18 protein-coding genes are annotated in these 17,417 nt (G+C 37.5%); 8 read left to right on the forward strand and 10 right to left on the reverse strand.

Annotated elements, in window-relative coordinates; all coding sequences use genetic code 11:
• Positions 1 to 34 precede the first annotated feature (34 nt).
• Complete coding sequence (locus ABES02_RS06335; protein ID WP_430132277.1) at positions 35 to 826, forward strand: hypothetical protein; 792 nt, start codon at positions 35 to 37, stop codon at positions 824 to 826.
• Positions 827 to 862: 36 nt separating this feature from the next.
• Here ABES02_RS06335 and ABES02_RS06340 read toward each other — a convergent pair whose 3' ends face one another.
• A complete protein-coding gene (locus ABES02_RS06340; RefSeq protein WP_430132279.1) occupies positions 863 to 2,146 on the reverse strand; it encodes a D-serine ammonia-lyase in 1,284 nt (427 codons plus the stop codon).
• A 99-nt stretch (positions 2,147 to 2,245) separates the two neighbouring features.
• Between ABES02_RS06340 and ABES02_RS06345 the strand changes: the two genes are divergently transcribed.
• From ABES02_RS06345 to ABES02_RS06355, 3 genes are read left to right on the forward strand one after another with little or no spacing between them, the layout of a single operon-like run.
• Positions 2,246 to 3,001, forward strand: coding sequence for a GTP cyclohydrolase II (locus ABES02_RS06345; protein ID WP_430132281.1), 756 nt, complete (start codon positions 2,246 to 2,248; stop codon positions 2,999 to 3,001).
• Entirely contained in the window at positions 2,994 to 4,088 is a 1,095-nt protein-coding gene (gene ribD, locus ABES02_RS06350; protein WP_430132283.1) for a bifunctional diaminohydroxyphosphoribosylaminopyrimidine deaminase/5-amino-6-(5-phosphoribosylamino)uracil reductase RibD, read from the forward strand. Before ABES02_RS06345 ends, ribD begins: the two co-directional genes overlap by 8 nt.
• 12 nt (positions 4,089 to 4,100) lie before the next feature.
• Complete coding sequence (locus tag ABES02_RS06355; protein ID WP_430132285.1) at positions 4,101 to 4,670, forward strand: 5' nucleotidase, NT5C type; 570 nt, start codon at positions 4,101 to 4,103, stop codon at positions 4,668 to 4,670.
• Between the two features lie 42 nt (positions 4,671 to 4,712).
• On the opposite strand, the gene ABES02_RS06360 is transcribed toward ABES02_RS06355, so the two are convergent.
• The 6 genes from ABES02_RS06360 to ABES02_RS06385 form a co-directional block, all read right to left on the reverse strand.
• Complete coding sequence (locus ABES02_RS06360) at positions 4,713 to 5,858, reverse strand: ABC transporter permease (RefSeq protein WP_430132287.1); 1,146 nt, start codon at positions 5,856 to 5,858, stop codon at positions 4,713 to 4,715.
• Positions 5,858 to 6,970 (reverse strand): ABC transporter permease, encoded by a 1,113-nt coding sequence (locus ABES02_RS06365; RefSeq protein ID WP_430132288.1) that lies wholly within the window; start codon positions 6,968 to 6,970, stop codon positions 5,858 to 5,860. The genes ABES02_RS06360 and ABES02_RS06365 overlap by 1 nt, the downstream gene beginning before the upstream one ends.
• A 12-nt stretch (positions 6,971 to 6,982) precedes the next feature.
• The gene (locus tag ABES02_RS06370) at positions 6,983 to 7,921 is read right to left on the reverse strand and encodes an ABC transporter ATP-binding protein (RefSeq protein WP_430132290.1); all 939 of its coding nucleotides are present in this window, start codon (positions 7,919 to 7,921) and stop codon (positions 6,983 to 6,985) included.
• A gap of 115 nt (positions 7,922 to 8,036) precedes the next feature.
• A complete protein-coding gene (locus tag ABES02_RS06375) occupies positions 8,037 to 9,143 on the reverse strand; it encodes a sensor histidine kinase (protein WP_430132292.1) in 1,107 nt (368 codons plus the stop codon).
• A gap of 1 nt (position 9,144) precedes the next feature.
• Positions 9,145 to 9,801, reverse strand: coding sequence for a response regulator (locus ABES02_RS06380; RefSeq protein WP_430132384.1), 657 nt, complete (start codon positions 9,799 to 9,801; stop codon positions 9,145 to 9,147).
• Positions 9,802 to 10,135: 334 nt separating this feature from the next.
• Positions 10,136 to 10,558 carry a pyridoxamine 5'-phosphate oxidase family protein gene (locus ABES02_RS06385; protein ID WP_430132294.1) on the reverse strand — a complete coding sequence of 141 codons (423 nt, stop codon included), beginning with the start codon at positions 10,556 to 10,558 and terminating at the stop codon, positions 10,136 to 10,138.
• A gap of 187 nt (positions 10,559 to 10,745) precedes the next feature.
• Here ABES02_RS06385 and ABES02_RS06390 point away from each other — a divergent pair, with 187 nt between their 5' ends.
• Genes ABES02_RS06390 through ABES02_RS06400 form a run of 3 tightly spaced genes read left to right on the forward strand, consistent with a single transcriptional unit; the run spans position 10,746 to position 12,191 of the window.
• Positions 10,746 to 11,009, forward strand: a complete 264-nt coding sequence (locus tag ABES02_RS06390) for a transcriptional regulator SplA domain-containing protein (RefSeq protein ID WP_430132386.1) — start codon at positions 10,746 to 10,748, stop codon at positions 11,007 to 11,009.
• Positions 11,006 to 12,034: a spore photoproduct lyase gene (gene splB / locus ABES02_RS06395; protein ID WP_430132295.1), complete on the forward strand. Its 1,029-nt coding sequence runs from the start codon at positions 11,006 to 11,008 to the stop codon at positions 12,032 to 12,034. The genes ABES02_RS06390 and splB overlap by 4 nt, the downstream gene beginning before the upstream one ends.
• Positions 12,035 to 12,050: 16 nt before the next feature.
• Positions 12,051 to 12,191, forward strand: a complete 141-nt coding sequence (locus tag ABES02_RS06400; RefSeq protein WP_430132296.1) for a hypothetical protein — start codon at positions 12,051 to 12,053, stop codon at positions 12,189 to 12,191.
• A gap of 74 nt (positions 12,192 to 12,265) precedes the next feature.
• Here ABES02_RS06400 and ABES02_RS06405 read toward each other — a convergent pair whose 3' ends face one another.
• Positions 12,266 to 13,186 carry a TIGR03943 family putative permease subunit gene (locus ABES02_RS06405; protein WP_430132298.1) on the reverse strand — a complete coding sequence of 307 codons (921 nt, stop codon included), beginning with the start codon at positions 13,184 to 13,186 and terminating at the stop codon, positions 12,266 to 12,268.
• 13 nt (positions 13,187 to 13,199) lie between these two features.
• Positions 13,200 to 14,201 (reverse strand): permease, encoded by a 1,002-nt coding sequence (locus ABES02_RS06410; protein ID WP_430132300.1) that lies wholly within the window; start codon positions 14,199 to 14,201, stop codon positions 13,200 to 13,202.
• 224 nt (positions 14,202 to 14,425) lie between these two features.
• Here ABES02_RS06410 and ABES02_RS06415 point away from each other — a divergent pair, with 224 nt between their 5' ends.
• A complete protein-coding gene (locus tag ABES02_RS06415; RefSeq protein WP_430132301.1) occupies positions 14,426 to 15,370 on the forward strand; it encodes a metal ABC transporter substrate-binding protein in 945 nt (314 codons plus the stop codon).
• A 62-nt stretch (positions 15,371 to 15,432) separates the two neighbouring features.
• Here the strand turns inward: ABES02_RS06415 and ABES02_RS06420 are convergent, their stop codons facing one another.
• Positions 15,433 to 17,259 (reverse strand): APC family permease, encoded by a 1,827-nt coding sequence (locus ABES02_RS06420; RefSeq protein WP_430132303.1) that lies wholly within the window; start codon positions 17,257 to 17,259, stop codon positions 15,433 to 15,435.
• Between the last annotated feature and the right edge of the window lie 158 nt (positions 17,260 to 17,417).

A 17,417-nucleotide genomic window follows, 5' to 3' on the forward strand; every position in this document is an offset into this window, starting at 1 on the left:
TGATTAAAATAAAAGGCAGGTGAGTATAGTGTATTTGGTGGGCTTCTATTCACCAAAAGCAAAGTCAGGTGTGACAGAATTATCGTTGTCGGTCTTTCAATGGCTAAAAACCAACACCAATTTATCGGTTGCATTTATTTCATATGGATCATTAGAAAAAGAAGATCTCTCCAATCATCTCCTCCACGAATTCTCCAAACTGTCATTAGCCGAGCAAAAACAAAAAGTGAAAAAGATGAAGAAGGAACAGGATATCATTATTTATGATGCCTCCAGTCAGCTTTCGGAAGGGGTCTTAAAGCTATTGCCAATCGTTGACCGGTTATTTGTTGTCGGCGAAGAGCACAAAGACTTTGCGGTAAAACTGCATCAAATCATTCAATTTAACAAAATTTTTGATAAAAGCGTTAAAAATTTCATTACCCATTTACAAGGAAATAAAACTTTTATTATCCGTGAAAATAAAGAAGACCGTGTGATTGGTTTCAATTACTCTAAAAAAGAAACAAATGATATTGGTCAGATGATTTATACCGATTACGTGACCCATTACTTAAATGAAAAATTTATCGAAAAAAATGAAAAGATTTATCGAAAAATTAAAAAGATCCCAAAGGATGACCTGTTTAGAGGTCTTTATGAACTTGGAATTGATTTTGAAAAAGCCCTCCTTTTTAATAAATATGTGATTCTCCGCGAAGTATTAGGCCAAGATTACTATGAAGCACTTGAAAATCTTTTTCCCCATTTGATTAATTCCAAATTCGAAGATTTGCTAGAAATGTTCCAAAACGAATTGTTTTTTATTACAAAGCTCAAAATCTAAGACAAACGCCATTCTCAGTCGAATGGCGTGTTTTAATTATTTTCCAAGTTGATAATATTGGTCTAACATTTCTTTTGGGACCATGCTGCCTCCCGTTGCCCAGACAATATGAATAGCCTTATTCTCCTTGTTCTTGATATAATGGGAGCCATCCTTCATTAATCTAATAGGTCCAATCATCCCAGCTAATGCCGATGGTTCTAAATGAATATTCTCCGAATCCACTAAATCCTTTAGCAACTTAAACAGTGTCTCATCCTTGATAGTGAAAATTCCGCTTAAGAATGGTTCTATGGTTTTACCAACGAATCCGGAAGGTCTGCCAACCGCAAGCCCATCAGCAGCCGTAATATTATCAATCCCAATATCCTGAACAGAGATTTTATCATGCAACCCAGTCATCAAGCCAAGTAACATGCAGGGGGAATGCGTAGGTTCAGCAAAGAAACAATGGACGTGATCCTGAAACACAAGCTTTAACCCAAACGCTACACCACCTGGACCGCCGCCGACACCGCATGGAAGGTAAACAAATAAAGGATGTTTTTCATCAATGATAATCCCCAACTCATCCAATTGTATTTTTAAACGAAAGGCTGCCACAGCGTATCCTAAGAAAAGATCATGAGAATTTTCATCATCGACAAAATAACAGGTTGGGTCTGCAGCTGCTTGTGCGCGTCCTTCTTCGACTGCTTTACTATAATCGTCCTCATATTCAATCACATGGACATTTTTACTACGAAGCAAATCTTTTTTCCATTGCTTTGCATCGGCAGACATATGGACCGTAACGCTAAAACCTAACTTTGCGCTTATTATGCCAATACTTAAACCTAGATTTCCAGTTGAGCCTACAGCAATCGAAAATTGCGAGAAAAAGGTCCGAAAACGCTCACTATCTAAAATAGAATAATCATCTTGAAAGGTTAGCATTCCATTTTTTAGTGCCAATGTTTCTGCATGCTTGAGAACTTCGTAGATCCCGCCTCTCGCTTTTATCGATCCCGAGATTGGAAGATGGCTGTCACATTTTAAAAATAACTCACCAAGTATGGCCTGTCCGTAATCCTGTTCCAGTTTTTGTTTCATTGCTGGGATTCGCTTTAAGGGTGACTCAATAATCCCTTCAGTTTCTCTCGTTTCCGGAAAAACCGCGGCAATATACGGTGCAAAACGCTTTAATCTTTCTTCTGCATCGATCACATCCTCTAATGAAAGAGGTGATTTTTTAATCCCTTTATGAAATGGCTCAAATTGAGGATTCAGCCATAAGACTTCCTTTAATGATTTAAGGCTTTCTACACCAATATTATCCAATTTTTCGACACCCCTTTACTTAATAAATTCAGTTTAACACTAAATTCTTGCGTTTTTTAGACGCTTTAACAAATAATAAAATTAAAAGGAGGTTTACACTTGAAGCAAACCAAACTAGACCCAAAGGTTCCTACGGTATTAGAAGATAAAATCCAACTCATTAAAACCCAAAAGGGGGCAATCTACTTAGTTGGTCCAATAAGACTTCCTGTTAATCTATATGGTGAAACGGTAGTTTTTAAATGGTATTGCTGGCTGAATTGCGATGAGGTAACAGAAGATTTTGAAAGGATTATTGAAAAATTATCGTCTGTCAATTTAGCGGAATTCCAACAGTCCAGCGTGCTTGCCTACGGTGACTTTGAGTTTGACGATGATGCCATTATTCGAATGCATTCTATTTGTCACACCGGTGACATTTTTGGCAGTAAAAGATGTGATTGCGGCTATCAATTAAAACAGTCCATGAAGATGATTGTTGAGCATGGTACGGGAGCCTTATTTTACCTAGCTAACCATGAAGGCAGGGGGATTGGCTTATTTAGCAAGGCTATGGCCTACATTCTTCAAGAAAATGGCTATGATACGGTTGAGGCGAATCAAGCACTTGGATTTGTGGATGATTCCAGAAACTATAGCGATGCCATTCAGGTTCTGAAAGCATTAAGATCAAAACCGGTAACCTTAATGACGAACAATCCGAAGAAATTAGAAGCCTTGAAAAATTCAGGATTGCCAGTGTCCGGTAGAAAACCGCTATGGGGAGATGTTTCCGAGTATAACGAAAAATATCTTCAAACTAAAATCAACCGCTCTGGACATATAAAGGATGAGGGGTGCTGTCCGGATGACTAATCATGAATTTTATATGGATTTGGCACTAAAAAATGCTAGTGCAATGAAAGGGCAGACAGACCCCAATCCACTAGTAGGTTCGGTCATTGTGAATGATAACCGAGTAGTGGGAATTGGAGCCCATTTAAAGGCAGGTGAACCACATGCGGAGATACATGCACTTCGTATGGCTGGTGAGAAAGCAAAGGGCGGCACCATTTATGTCACATTGGAACCTTGTTCACATCACGGAAGAACAGGTCCTTGTGCGGTTGCGATCGTAGAGGCAGGGCTTAAACGAGTGGTGATTGCGACACTTGACCCGAATCCAGTTGTTTCAGGCAATGGTGTTAAAATTCTTGAAGATGCAGGGATTGAAGTCATTACTGGTGTTCGGGAAAAGGAATCGCAGCAGATGAATGAGGTTTTTAATAAATTCATTGTGCAGAAAAAACCGTTTGTAACATTGAAATCTGGAATCACTTTAGATGGCAAAATTGCCACCCATACGTCTCACAGTAAATGGATTACCTCACCGGAAGCAAGGGAGGACGTCCATCATTTAAGAAATGAAAATATGGCAATCCTAGTCGGGGTCAACACAGTCATCAAAGATGACCCGGAGCTTACCACGCGTATCCCGAATGGACGTAATCCCATTCGTATCATATTGGACTCGACTTTAAAAGTTCCACTAGAATCAAAAGTGTTAACTGATAACCTAGCAGAGACATGGATTTTTACTAGTGAAAACTATGACAAAAAAAAGGAACAGACACTAAAATCCTTAGGAATAAAAGTTTTTCAAACAAGCGGAAAAAAACATGTTGATCCAAATGATGTCGTACATACACTTGGTGAAAATCTTATTTCATCCTTATTAATCGAAGGTGGCGGGACGATTAACGCTTCCTTTTTAGAAAATAAGTTAATTGATAAAGTTGTCCTCTACTTTGCTCCTAAATTAATTGGCGGACAGAATGCTCCGACCTTTCTAGAAGGAGCAGGATTTGAAAAAATGAGTGATGCCGTCGAACTTTCTGATGGGACCTTTACGAAAGTCGGTCCAGATTTTAAATTTGTTGGCTATCCGAATTACGATAAATGAGGGATTATTTAAATGAAATTCGGCTTTGATATTGATGATACCTTAATTAATTTACGAGAACATGCCTTTCATATTTACAATAAAAAGTTAAACCAAAATGTGCCGATTGATGCGTTTCATGAACTAAAAAGAGTTGAGATTCATGAGCCTTTCGGAATGACGGATGAACAAGGGAAAGAAATGTGGAAAGGTTCATTAGAAGAAGTCTACTTTACCTCCTGTCCTCCATATCCTGATGCGGTTGAAATGTTACAAAAACTTGAGGAACAAGGACATGAAATCTACTATATCACCTCAAGGCCCCAGGGACATAGAGAACGGACGATGGAATGGCTAAAAGAAAGAGGTTTCCCCATCCGTGATGATCGATTTTTCTATGGAATGCAAGATCATGAAAAAATAGACATTATTAAAAATTTAAACCTCGACTATTATTTTGATGACAAGCCTGCTGTTTTAAATACCCTGCTCAAAGAATCAACAAGGGTATTTGTCAAGGATCAATCCTATAATCGTCATTTGGATTTACCGCGAATTGTTGATTGGAAGGAGCTCGGCAACATTTTGCAAACCCAGCAATAGTAGAGAAAAGCCTGTTCCAAACTTAAGGAACAGGCTTTTTGGTTATACAAAATTTTGTGTGGTATTATTTCTGCTGAACTTATATACAGCAATCAGAAAAAAGGCGGCAGCAAAGGCTATTAGTATTAATAGATTTAAATATAAACTACTAAATGAATGGCCTTCCTGCAGTTTGGTCAATGTGTCCAATGTCCAATGCTGGGGAAGGAAGTCAGCTATTTTTTGCAATGTTTTCGGCATGACCTCGACAGGCCAAAAGCATCCAGAAATCATTACCGTCGGTGTAATGATCAAATTTTGCAGCGCACCTGCTGCACTTCGGCTGTTAGAAAAAGCAACAATCACTAAATTGAGCCCGACAGAAACGAATGAAAATAGAATCATCACAAAGACAGCTTGCCAAAATGATATGTTAATTCCGATATGAAAAAGGCTTTTCATGATCGTTAACGTGATTAGTACCTGAATCGTCATGATAATCATGTTCACCGAGACATTAGCAAGTAAATATTTTTTTGCATTGATGGGTGTCGAAAGCAAGCGGAAATAGGTTCTATTTTCTTTGTCAAGAAGAATAATCTCCGACATATTTCCGGCAGACATCAGCATGATCATAATCAGGAATCCAATAGTTTGATTGGTCATATTTTTGTTTTTGGACGTATCACCTAAAGAATGAGAAGTCAGCTTGTAATTGGTTTGCTGAAAATCTTGATACATCTGCTTAAAAGTTTTGGGATCACCAGACGATGCAATGCTTATCGTAGCTATATTATCAATATACTGATATAAATAAGATTTTATGAAACTCGTGATTTGAGCCCCTTTAATGGAGGTGATTTGAATATGTCCAGGATGACCCGATAATATGCTTTCCGAAAACCCTTTTTCAAAAGTAATGACACTATCCAACTCGCCCGAAGTGATTTTATCTTGAATCTTAACCGCTTGAACCTCTACAATCTGAACATTTTCTAATCCCTTTAAAAAATTAATGGTATCTGCTGCGATTTCGTTTTTGTCTTGGTTAACAATTCCAACATGCAGAATCACTTTTTGATCACCGCCATATACGAGCAAGGAAATCATGATCCCGATTAATGGCATACAAAGATATAAAATAATATTTTTCTTTTTTCGGAACGTCACGCTTAGCGTATTTTGAATTAACCAGAGGATATCCTTCATTATAGTCCCTCCCGTTTTTGTAAAGAGATGACTGCCACAACAAGGAACAATAGAGCACCAGTCATATTGATGGTCACTGCAGGCAAGCTTGCCGAAAAGTCATTCGCATAGATCATTTTTGTCATGGCTGAATTCATCCAGGTTAGGGGAGAGAGGTCCGTAATAAGCTTAAAGATTCCTTCCGGATTATCAATTTTAAAGTAGGCTCCGCCAAAAAATGACGCTAACTGGACAAACAGCATGATGATAATTCTTGGAGCTGCACTTGTCTTCGTGATAAAGCTGAGTCCAATTCCCATGCTAACGGCAAAAATAATTTCCGTCAGGAAGACGAGAATGACCATCCCTAAATGATCGCCCCAATTGGCTTTAAAAAATAGTTTGCTAAACATGATGACTAATAAGACACATATGGTATTGCTTACGAGACTCCCTAGAACTTTTCCGATAAAAATTTCGCTTTTCCTCACAGGGGAGGCTATTAAACGATCCGCCGTTTTTCTGACCCTTTCACTAATAATCAATGAACTTGACGACATGGCTCCATAAAGGACAATCATCGTTGTAATCACGATCGCATAATAATCCATCGAACCTGGCTGTTTATTCGGAAGAATCGAAGTTTCCTTAATAAAATCATTCTTCTGTCCGTGGGTAAAGGCACTTGCCAGCTTCTCCGGGGCAACCTTCATGATCTCTGAAGCAATATTGTATTTATCTACATAGGAAGTGAGCATTCCTTGAAGGATATTCCCTTCGATGCTGTTCCCGTTATTGACAAACAGCTGTAAGCCTGTTTGTGTTACTTCTACATATCCGTCATATTTGCCTTGTTTCACTTCATTTTTGGGAATGATTTTTTCGCTCACTTTTTGAAAGTGAATCCCAGATTTTTTAGCTGCATCGATAAATTGATTAAAATTTTCAGTTTGGGAAGTATCTTGATATAACACATGAAGGTCATCCACGGGAAGGCTATCCTTAAAGGTGTTCGATAAGGCAGATCCGAGTACAAGCATAAGCACAATCGGAAAAGCGAGCATAAAAAACAAGGTCCGAGTATCCCGAAAGTCCGTTTTAATTCCTTTCCAAGCAATATTGAGTATGTTCAAAGTAAATCCCCCTTATTGGTCACGCAAATTTCTTCCTGTTAATGTTAAGAAAACGGTCTCTAAGTTCGGCGCTTTTTCCTGGAGGGAGCGGATTTCAATATGACTATTGATAAAATGCTCAATGATTTTATTAAGATTGTTAACGCCGGTATCAGAGTTTATTTTGATAAGATTTTCATCAACCTGAACGGCTTCCACACCATTGATTGCTTTGATCAATTCCACATTCACTTTTTCTGTTGATTTGACTTCAATCCATAAATCCTTTGTATTGGTGATGATGGATTTAAGCTGTTCCTTTGTACCTTCGGCAATGATTTTGCCATGGTCAATAATCGCGATACGCGAACAGATTTCCTCGACTTCCTCCATATAGTGACTGGTGTAAATAATGGTGCAGCCCATTTCATTTAATTTTCGAACGGAATTTAAGATATAATTCCGGGATTGTGGATCAATTCCAACTGTTGGTTCATCCATGATGATCAGTTTTGGACGGTGAGCAATGGCACAAGCAATGTTCAGCCGCCGTTTCATGCCGCCTGAAAAACTATTAGGATAACTTTTATGTTTATCCTGAAGACCGACGAACTCCAGTGCTTCTACCACTCTTTCATTTAGTTCCTGACCGCGCAGACCATAGAGTCCAGCAAAGAATTTCACATTTTCATAAGCTGTCATGTCCTCATAGATCGCTAAATCTTGGGGGACCATCCCGATGTTCATTTTGGCAATCCGGCTGTTTTTGGCAGCATTTTTGCCTAGAATATTGATAACTCCTTCATTACTCCGGAGAAGGCCGGCAATCATATTGATGGTGGTGCTTTTTCCTGCACCATTGGCACCTAGGAAACCAAATATTTCTCCCTCGGCAACCATTAAAGACATATTATCGACAGCAATAAAATCACTGAATTTTTTGGTTAGATTTTTAATCTCTAATACGTTCATCTTTTCACCCCTAAATCGTTTGTATGCTCTAAGTATAAAAAAAAGAATGAACGGAGATAAGTGCAATCGTTCATTCTTTTCACATGAGAATCTTCATATTGTCTGCGTGAGTTATTCATGGATGAATGGGGAGGAGGGTGGTGACGGAAAAACCACGGGTTCCATCGACAATAATTTTCCCATTCACGGATGCCGTTCGCTCTTCCATCCCGATGATTCCAAGTCCTTTTTTAATTTTATCCGTTCCTGAACCATTGTCCTTAACTTCAATTCTAATCATTTTGTTCAACACCTTTAATTCAACTGAAACCAGTGTTGCATTGGAATATTTCATAGCATTGGTAAGGGCTTCTGTGATATTTTCATGAATGATTTTCCATTGGATTGGGGTAATAATATCCAAATTGCCATCATGAGTCAGGACTGTTTTAAGTGGATGTTTTGCGGAAAATTCGTCAATCATAAGTTTGATCCGATGAATCCCAACCTGCTCAGAAGGTGGCTTCATGTTTTTAAGTGTCAATCGAATGTTTTCAATCCCATCCTTCGAAATATTAATGGCATTTTGCAGCAGCTCTATTGCTTTAAGCTTGTCGGATTCGATTAATCGCTTAGATGCTTCCATTTGAAAAAGTGCCCCCGTCATCGAATGTCCGATTTTATCGTGGATTTCCTGTGAAATACGATTTCGTTCCTCTAATTTATAGGTGTATTCCGACTGGCGGATATATTCTGTATTCTCATTTAGGTTTTTGGTCATTTTTTGAAGCGTTTTTCTCATTGAGTCCAGTTGTTTTTCATCTTTTAACAGTTTATCCTCATACAGTAATGTAATGGTAAAAACCATGAAACAAAAAATCGTCACTAATCCATAAAGAGGCTGTAGTGTTTCATTAATGTTCATTATAGGGACGATGGAAATAAGCAGGATGATTACTTTTTTATTGTAAAAATCAGCTGCCAACTCCATCAAGGCTAATGGTAAAAGTAATATAAACAACGAATTTATCTCGAAATAGGATGTAATCGATATTCCGATTGAGAGGAATAGCAGGATTCTTTTTATAGAATTCCTTTTAAAGATATTCAGGGTGATATTTACACAAAAATAAAGCAGAATTGCGAAGACAACCCATGAAATATGACTGATGTCAGCCCTGATACAAGTAAAAGCTATAAAAATTAATAAGGCTAGCTTGCTAAAAATAATCCAAAAATCCATTTTATTCTACTTTCCCGGTAATAAAGTAAATAGCAATTTGGGTTCGATGCTCGAGTCCTGTTTTTCCCAGTATAGAGGTGATGTAATTGGCGACCGTTCCTTCTGAAATAAATAATTGCTTGGAAATGGCTTTGTTTGAATAGCCCTTGGCAATGAGAGACATGATTTCCCGTTCTCTTTCTGTAAACAAGGAGGGATCAAATTTTGTGTCCGTTTCTTTTTTCCTCGTTAAGTTTGATTTGATTTTATCCAAAACAACATCCTGAATAATGCTGTTTCCATTCATGACGCTTTTGATGGCATCGCGAATCCGTTCAGGATCATTGTTTTTCAGTAAGTAACCTTTTGCGCCATTTTTGATGGCATCCAATATGTACTCATCATCATCAAAGGTGGTTATAATGATTGGTTTTGTTTTCGTTTTTTCGCTGATGAGCTTTGTTGCTTCCACCCCGTTCAAATTGGGCATTCGGACATCAAGCAGGGCAATATCCACTTCATGTTTGGTGCAATAATCAAACGCTTCATTTCCGTCATTCACTGTATCCAAGACTTCAAATTCTTCGTATGTATTTAAAATGATTTTTAAACCTTCCCGGATAAATGAATTATCATCGGCAATAATCAATTTAATTTTATTAGGTTCTTGGGGAGCCATATCCTCGCCGGTCACTTCCTTTTTTCTCCATTATAACTCATTTAAGGGAAGGCAGTTAACTACGATGTAATGCCCCTCTTCAAATACAGGAGGGGCTTTATTTTATTTATTTAACTTTGTCGATCAAAAAGAGTGGTTCATAAAGCTCTTTTTTCCACAAATCTGCACGTGACGGTCGATAAGAGCCGTTCATAAAGCCCGTCTGACCAAAATTATGCGGTGAGGGTCGATAAGAGAGGTTCATAAAGCCCTTTTCACCATAAATTCCCCCGTGACGGTCGTTTAGAGCCGTTCACAATAGCCGACTTGCCACACATTAAATCAACAATCTTCTTTATAGTGTAAACTCTTGCGGCGGTTCACCATTCAGGTTTAAGATTCGGACCGTTTCAGGTTTTATTTGGATAAACACAAAGTTCGGATCTTCAGGACCATCGAACCATTGATTGAATGAGTCCTCCCAAAACTGATTTTTTATATCCTGAGTGTCATTAATCGACGATGTTCCGGAAATTTCAATATAGGAATCGCTTTGACCTTTCTTTTCATATCCCAACAAAACTGAAACGAATGAATTGTTTTCGATTTCTTCTATTTTCTCTGTAGCCTTTTTCGTTGGTGTATATAAAGTTGAGTTATCATAATAAAACGTCATATATCGTGAATGAGGCTTATTATTTTCAACTGTTGAAAGCACACCTGTTCGATGATCAGCGATAATTTTAACAAACTTTTCTTTTAATTCATGATGGTTCATTTATTCTGCTCCTTTTTTTGAGTAGCCTTTATTTTTCCACTTCAAGACTTACATTAAACTGTGAAAATTAGCTAATCAGGAAGGTAGCTTTTCCATAATCAAGCAAACATAAATGAAAGGCATTAAAGGGAAAATTTTAATAATGAGTCACTTAAAGATGTTGATGTTGAAGAGAAAAGGTGATGGAATGGACCTGACCAATGAAAATCAGACATATCGTGCCGGAGATGTTGTGTATGTCTTTTACCGCAACCCACATACTCAAGACGTAGCAAATATACAGGCAGCTGCCGTTGTCAATAATCCTGATAACCCGAATGAATTAGCCTTGTTTCTGTATGAAACCTATTATCCACTGTCAACTGATATGGCCGTTTATACAACAGAAGCAGAGGCAAACCAAGCCTATGAATATTATTACGGGGACGCAGCAGAAGGGGGGCTGGAATGAATAATCCTTTTACACCAAGGCTGGTCTATTTTGAACCTGATGCGTTAGATTATCCATTAGGGAAGGAGCTTCAACAAAAGTTTGAAAAGATGGATGTTGAAATTAGATATACTACTTCCCATAATCAAGTCAGGAATTTACCTGGTGATAATGATTTACAAAGATACCGTGTTGCCAAATCTACTCTTGTGGTAGGAATTAGAAAAACCCTTAAATTTGATACATCAAAGCCCTCCGCAGAGTATGCGATACCTTTTGCAACTGGCTGTATGGGTCATTGTCATTATTGCTACTTACAAACCACGATGGGAAGCAAGCCGTATATTCGTACATATGTAAATGTCGATGAAATTTTGGAAGCCGCCGACAAATACATGGAAGAGAGAGCACCGGAACAGACTAGGTTTGAGGCATCCTGTACTTCAGACATTGTTGGGATTGATCACTTGACCCACACGTTAAAACGAGCAATTGAGCATTTTGGAAAATCGGAGCTTGGTAAATTAAGGTTCGTAACCAAATTTCATCATGTAGACCACCTTCTTGATGCCAACCATAATGGTAAAACGAGATTTCGTTTTAGCGTTAATGCTGATTATGTTATTAAGAATTTTGAACCAGGAACCTCTCCCTTAGAGAAAAGAATTGAGGCTGCGGGAAAAGTCGCAAGAGCAGGCTATCCACTTGGGTTTATCGTTGCCCCCATTTACATGCATGAAGGGTGGGAGGAAGGCTATCTTCATATGTTTGAGCGGTTAAATGCAGAATTGCCGCAGGAAGCTAAAAAAGATTTAACGTTTGAATTTATTCAACACCGTTTCACTAAGCCTGCTAAAAAAGTGATTGAAAAAAACTATCCAATGACCAAACTAGAATTGGATGAAGAAAAACGGAGATACAAATGGGGGAAATATGGCATTGGCAAATACATTTATCAAAAAGAGGAAGAAGAAAACTTAAAAAATCATCTTTTTAACTATATGGAGAAATATTTCCCAGATGCTAAATTAGAATATTTCACATAAAACGGAGGTTACACAAATGTCAAAACAACAAGCAAATATCAATGAAAAACAACAAGGCAACGGGCAAAAAGGCTCAGGAACTAAATATCATGAAGAGCATGCAGGAAGTGTCCCGGGTTACGGCAATAATCAAGTGGATCAAATACAAAAGAGTTAATGAATTTAATACCAATTATTAATTAATTGGAGAACAGGCTTACGATTAGAATCGTTAGCCTGTTTTACTTTATATCACTCAATCTTGACACCTACATCAAATACATAAGGCTGTTGGGGAGCAGCAATTTTGGACATCTGTACTATTTTTATGATTGGGATAGAACCACCATCATATTGGGTTTGTTCAATCGTACCTGTTACTTGAACCCAACTATCTTTTTGCAGGGCTGCCACATTCCCCTTTGCCATTATTCCATATACGGAGGCATCAGCAGCACAACAGGTAATTCCAAATCGAGCAACGATGATTTGATTTTGCATAAAATTCTTTTCCCTATAAACAAATCCTTTCGTGGTAACGGTTTTACCAATCATACTTTGCAGATTTTCTTGAATGATATTCATCATGGGAACATATTGCCCGTCAGTAATGTTTATCTTTTTTGACTGTAACATTTTTTCATTTAATTTGGAGTATTCCTTTTCGGTTAAAGGATCAGGTTGATAATCGAGTAAATTGGTTTTGGAATTCCTATTATCAGTATTTGAAATTGAATTTGTTTTGGCTGATTTAATCGCTTTAGTTTGATTTGTGACTTGTGAACTTGCTCCAAGCTTGATGTTTCTGTTCATCGCTACTGAGCTGTCAAGAACATTATTTGCAAAAAGAAATCCCGTTGTTATCGGGATGATAAACAATAAATAAAGAAACAAACTTTTAGCGATTGTGGCTGGGTAAGTATGGTCGCCATCACAATCACAATGGTAAGCTTGCTTTTGATCCGAAGTTCCCCTTATGATCAAAAGAACTCCTAAAATGAGTAAAACAAAAAGCGTGAAGTAAATGAAATGAACCATTTTAGGTGCAATAAGCAATGAGATGTTATTTGTAAGCAATAATTTAAATAAGAGTAACATAAACCCAATGAGAATGATTCCTCTTACAAGGTGATGGAAGGAGAGATCATGCTTTTTATTTTTGTTTTTGCTCATCATATAGCACCGCCTAACTAATAAATTTCTCCAAGACATAAACAGATAAATAAACAACAATTGGCGTTACTACTAGTAAAAATATGACAAATCTTTTCTTAAAATAGGCAAATAACATTAATGTGTTTTTTATGTCAATCATGGGTCCAAAGACCAGAAAGGCAAGGAGCGCTCCTTCTGTAAAGGTTGATCCGAAGGAGGAGGCAACAAAAGCGTCTGCGGAAGAGCACACTGAGAGAACATAGGCAAACCCCATCATAACCCCTGGTGCAAACGTTGTACTTGTCCCAATTGATAGCAGAGCATTTCGATCGAAGAATGCTTGAAACAGGCTTGCCAAAAATGCTCCTATGAATAAATATTTTCCAGTATCAAATAATTCATCACTAGCATGGTACAGCGTTTCTAGAAATTTATTTCCTTTTGGATGATGGTGTTCATGGTGATGAACATCTTCCTTTGTTTTTAAAATATTTTCACTCCTAAATTGTCTGTAAATCATTAATCCAATTACCACAGAACTTATTAATGCTACTAGCATTCTAGCATTTGCCATATAAGGTGTACTTTTAAAAGCAAAATAGGTGGAAGCATAGACAACTGGGTTAATGATAGGAGCACTTAGCATAAAGACAACACCAACATGTGAAGGCATGCCCTTCTTTATTAGCCTGCGAACCACTGGAATTATTGCACATTCACAAATTGGGAAAATAATACCCAACAAAGCAGCGGGTATCATTGCTAAATATGCATTTCGAGGCAAGAGCTTTCGAATGGCATTTTCAGAAACAAAAGCTTGAATAATAGCAGAAACAAATACGCCCAATAAAATAAAAGGAATCGCTTCTAAAATGATACTTAGAAAAATGGTATTAATATTAAAAAAAGAACTTGGAATTCTAGTAAAAATGGGGAGGTTTTTAATCGCCTCTGCAAAGAGAAAGAGAAACATGAATAAACAAAATAGAATTAAAATGAGACTATCTTTTAGAAACTTATTTATATAGGTCATAACAAAATCTACCTCCTCAACTCTATCATTCCTATCATATGGTTATGCGCTTCTAGTGAATTTATTTCATTAAATTTATTGACATAAATCATAAACCGTTATAAGATACAATTCGTAACGTTTACGATTTAGCAAATCTAAAAATCATAAAGTCTACAATATAATTATTTTATGTAAATCGGAATAATTCCTAATTAAGTTTAATTTATGGAGGAAAAGGAAACATGAAAAGACTTCTGGGTACATTTATTATTTTTCTATTAGTTTTAAGTGGCTGTTCCAACTCGGTTTCAACGAAAAATGAACAAACTAGTGACGGTTCAAAAAAGCTGGAAATTGTCACCACTTTTTATCCAATGTATTATTTTGCCCAAAAAGTGGCGGGCAGCTCTGCAAACGTAGAACTATTAATACCGAACGGTGTTGAACCACATGATTGGGAGCCAACTGCAAAAGACATGGCTAAAATTCAAGACGCAGATATGTTTATCTACAATAGCCGTTACTTTGAAACCTGGACTGAAAAAGTATTAAAAAGTATTAATGATTCAAATTTAAAGGTAATTGAGGCCTCAAAAGGGATTGAATTGATGGACGCACTAGAAGCAGATGAAGAAGAGGAGAAGCATTCCGAGCATACCTCTTCCAAAGATCCTCATGTTTGGCTATCGCCAGTCTTAGCTAAACATGAGGTTGATAATATTGCTAAGGCTTTAGATCAGGCAGACCCAAATAATAAAGACCAGTTTGAAAAAAATGCCACAGCATTAAAGTCTCAACTCAGCAATCTAGATCGCTTATACAAAGAGACCATTGATAAAGCGCAGAAAAAAGAATTTGTTACCCAACATGCTGCATTTGGTTACTTGGCAAAACAATATGGTTTAAAACAAATTCCGATTGCAGGATTATCACCTGATGTAGAACCTACATTAGGAAAATTGGCTGAATTAACGGAATTAACGAAGAAGGAAAATGTAAAGATAATTTATTTTGAGGAACTGACCTCTTCAAAAGTTGCTCAGACGTTAGCTAATGAAATCGGTGCTAAAACGGAAGTTTTAAATCCATTAGAAGGGTTAACAAAAGATGAACAAGAAAAAGGCTTAGATTATATAGATGTGATGAAAAAAAATCTTGAGTCTTTAAAATTATCCATTTTAGAGTAACATTTCTCTATATTCTTGTACCAAATTAAAAAAAGCCGTCAAAAACGGCTTTTTTTGTCCATCTATTTTTTTAATCGATACGGGACAGTTGTAACGATAACATTTTTTTGATAGATCAGGTAAAGTCGCAATAATAAACTTGATTGATTATGCAAAAAATCATGCCATCTCCTTTTTGTGATAAATTGGGGAATGAGAACGGATATCGTGAAATTGTTTTCCGCAGCCTTTTCCTCAGCTAAATCAATAAACCGGGCAACAGGTCTTAGTAAACTTCTGTAAGCAGAATAAAGCGTCACCAGCCGGACATCCGGTTTCCACTCCGCCCACTTCTCCTCCATCTTTTTTTCACTTTCACGGTCAAAAGCCACATAAACAGCAATGACTGTATCTCCAATTAAGTTCGCATAGTGCAAAGAGTTTTCGACCACTTTTGTAATTCCAGCAACCGGTACAATGACGACATTTCCTTCAAACTTCAAAGGCGCTTCGCTCGACATAATCCTTAGTTGTTCGCCCACTGCATCATAATGTCTTTTAATACGATGACACACAAACACAATAATCGGTAAAAAGATGAGGACAAACCATACTTGAGAAAACTTTGTGGCGAAGAATATAATCACCACTGTTAAGGTAATAAGGGCTCCAATTAAATTAATGGTTAATTTAAATACCCAACCTGCAGGTTTCTCTTTCATCCATTTGATAATCATTCCGGTTTGTGAAAGAGTGAAAGGAATGAATACCCCGACTGCGTACAATGGAATGAGCTGTTCTGTGTTTCCTCCAAAAACGATAATCAGCAAAATGGATGTGATACTTAGCGTGATAATACCATTTGAATAACCAAGTCGATCCCCGCGATTTAGGAACATTCTCGGCAAGTACTTGTCTGATGCTAAGTTAACAGCTAGCATCGGGAAAGCAGAAAATCCAGTATTGGCAGCAAGCACTAATATGAGGGCAGTGGTCCCTTGAACAAAGTAATACAGAAAATTCCTTCCAAATATTTTGGCAGCCATTTGGGATAAAACCGTTTCTTCACCTTTAGGTGCTATTCCTAAGTAATAGGCCAAAAACATAATTCCAGAAAACAGGATGGCTAAAATAATCCCCATCATTATCAACGTATTTACGGCGTTTTTTGCCTCAGGTTCTTTAAAATTTGGGACTGCATTCGAAACCGCTTCTACACCTGTAAGAGCCGAACAGCCAGATGAAAAAGCTCTCAGCAATAAAAATAAACTTATCCCCGGAACAACTGTCCCAATAGGGGTATGTGACTCCGCGGGAATATGACCAGTTGCCACTTGCCAAATCCCCACGACGATAAGAATAACTACAGCCAAGACAAACAAATAAACTGGATAGGCAAGGACAGAAGCTGACTCCGTCACACCGCGAAGATTTAAAATGGTAATCAAAATAACCAACACAGAAGCAATAACCACATTAAAAGGATGTAATTGAGGGAAAGCGGATGTAATAGCATCCGTCCCGGCAGAAACACTCACGGCTACTGTTAATATATAATCCACTAATAAAGAGCCGCCTGCTACGAGTCCAGTATTTTTCCCAAGATTGCTTTTCGAGACGATATAGGCGCCGCCGCCATGAGGATAGGCAAAAATAATTTGCCGGTAGGAAAGAATTAAAGCAGTCAAAAGAATTAACACACCAATTCCAATCGGTATCGAATACCAAAATGCAATCAACCCAATCGTCGATAACACAATTAACACTTGTTCAGGTCCATAGGCTACAGAAGAAAGGGCATCTGAAGACAGGATGGCAAGTGCCTTTAATACACCAAGTCGTTGCTCTCCTAATTCGCTCGTTTTAAGCGGCTTACCGATAAGAGCCCTTTTAAACATCGTATAACGCATTATATTTACCTCCGTAACTATATTGAAATGGACATCACTATCTATAATAAATATGAAAGACAGATAATTATATACTACCCCTCAATTTAGCATGATATTAAATACATTTAATTCCCAACCGAATCATTCCAAATTTATCTATTTTAGGGTATTCCAAA

The organism is Neobacillus pocheonensis (assembly GCF_050477905.1).
In the GTDB taxonomy this organism is placed as follows: domain Bacteria; phylum Bacillota; class Bacilli; order Bacillales; family Cytobacillaceae; genus Neobacillus; species Neobacillus pocheonensis_A.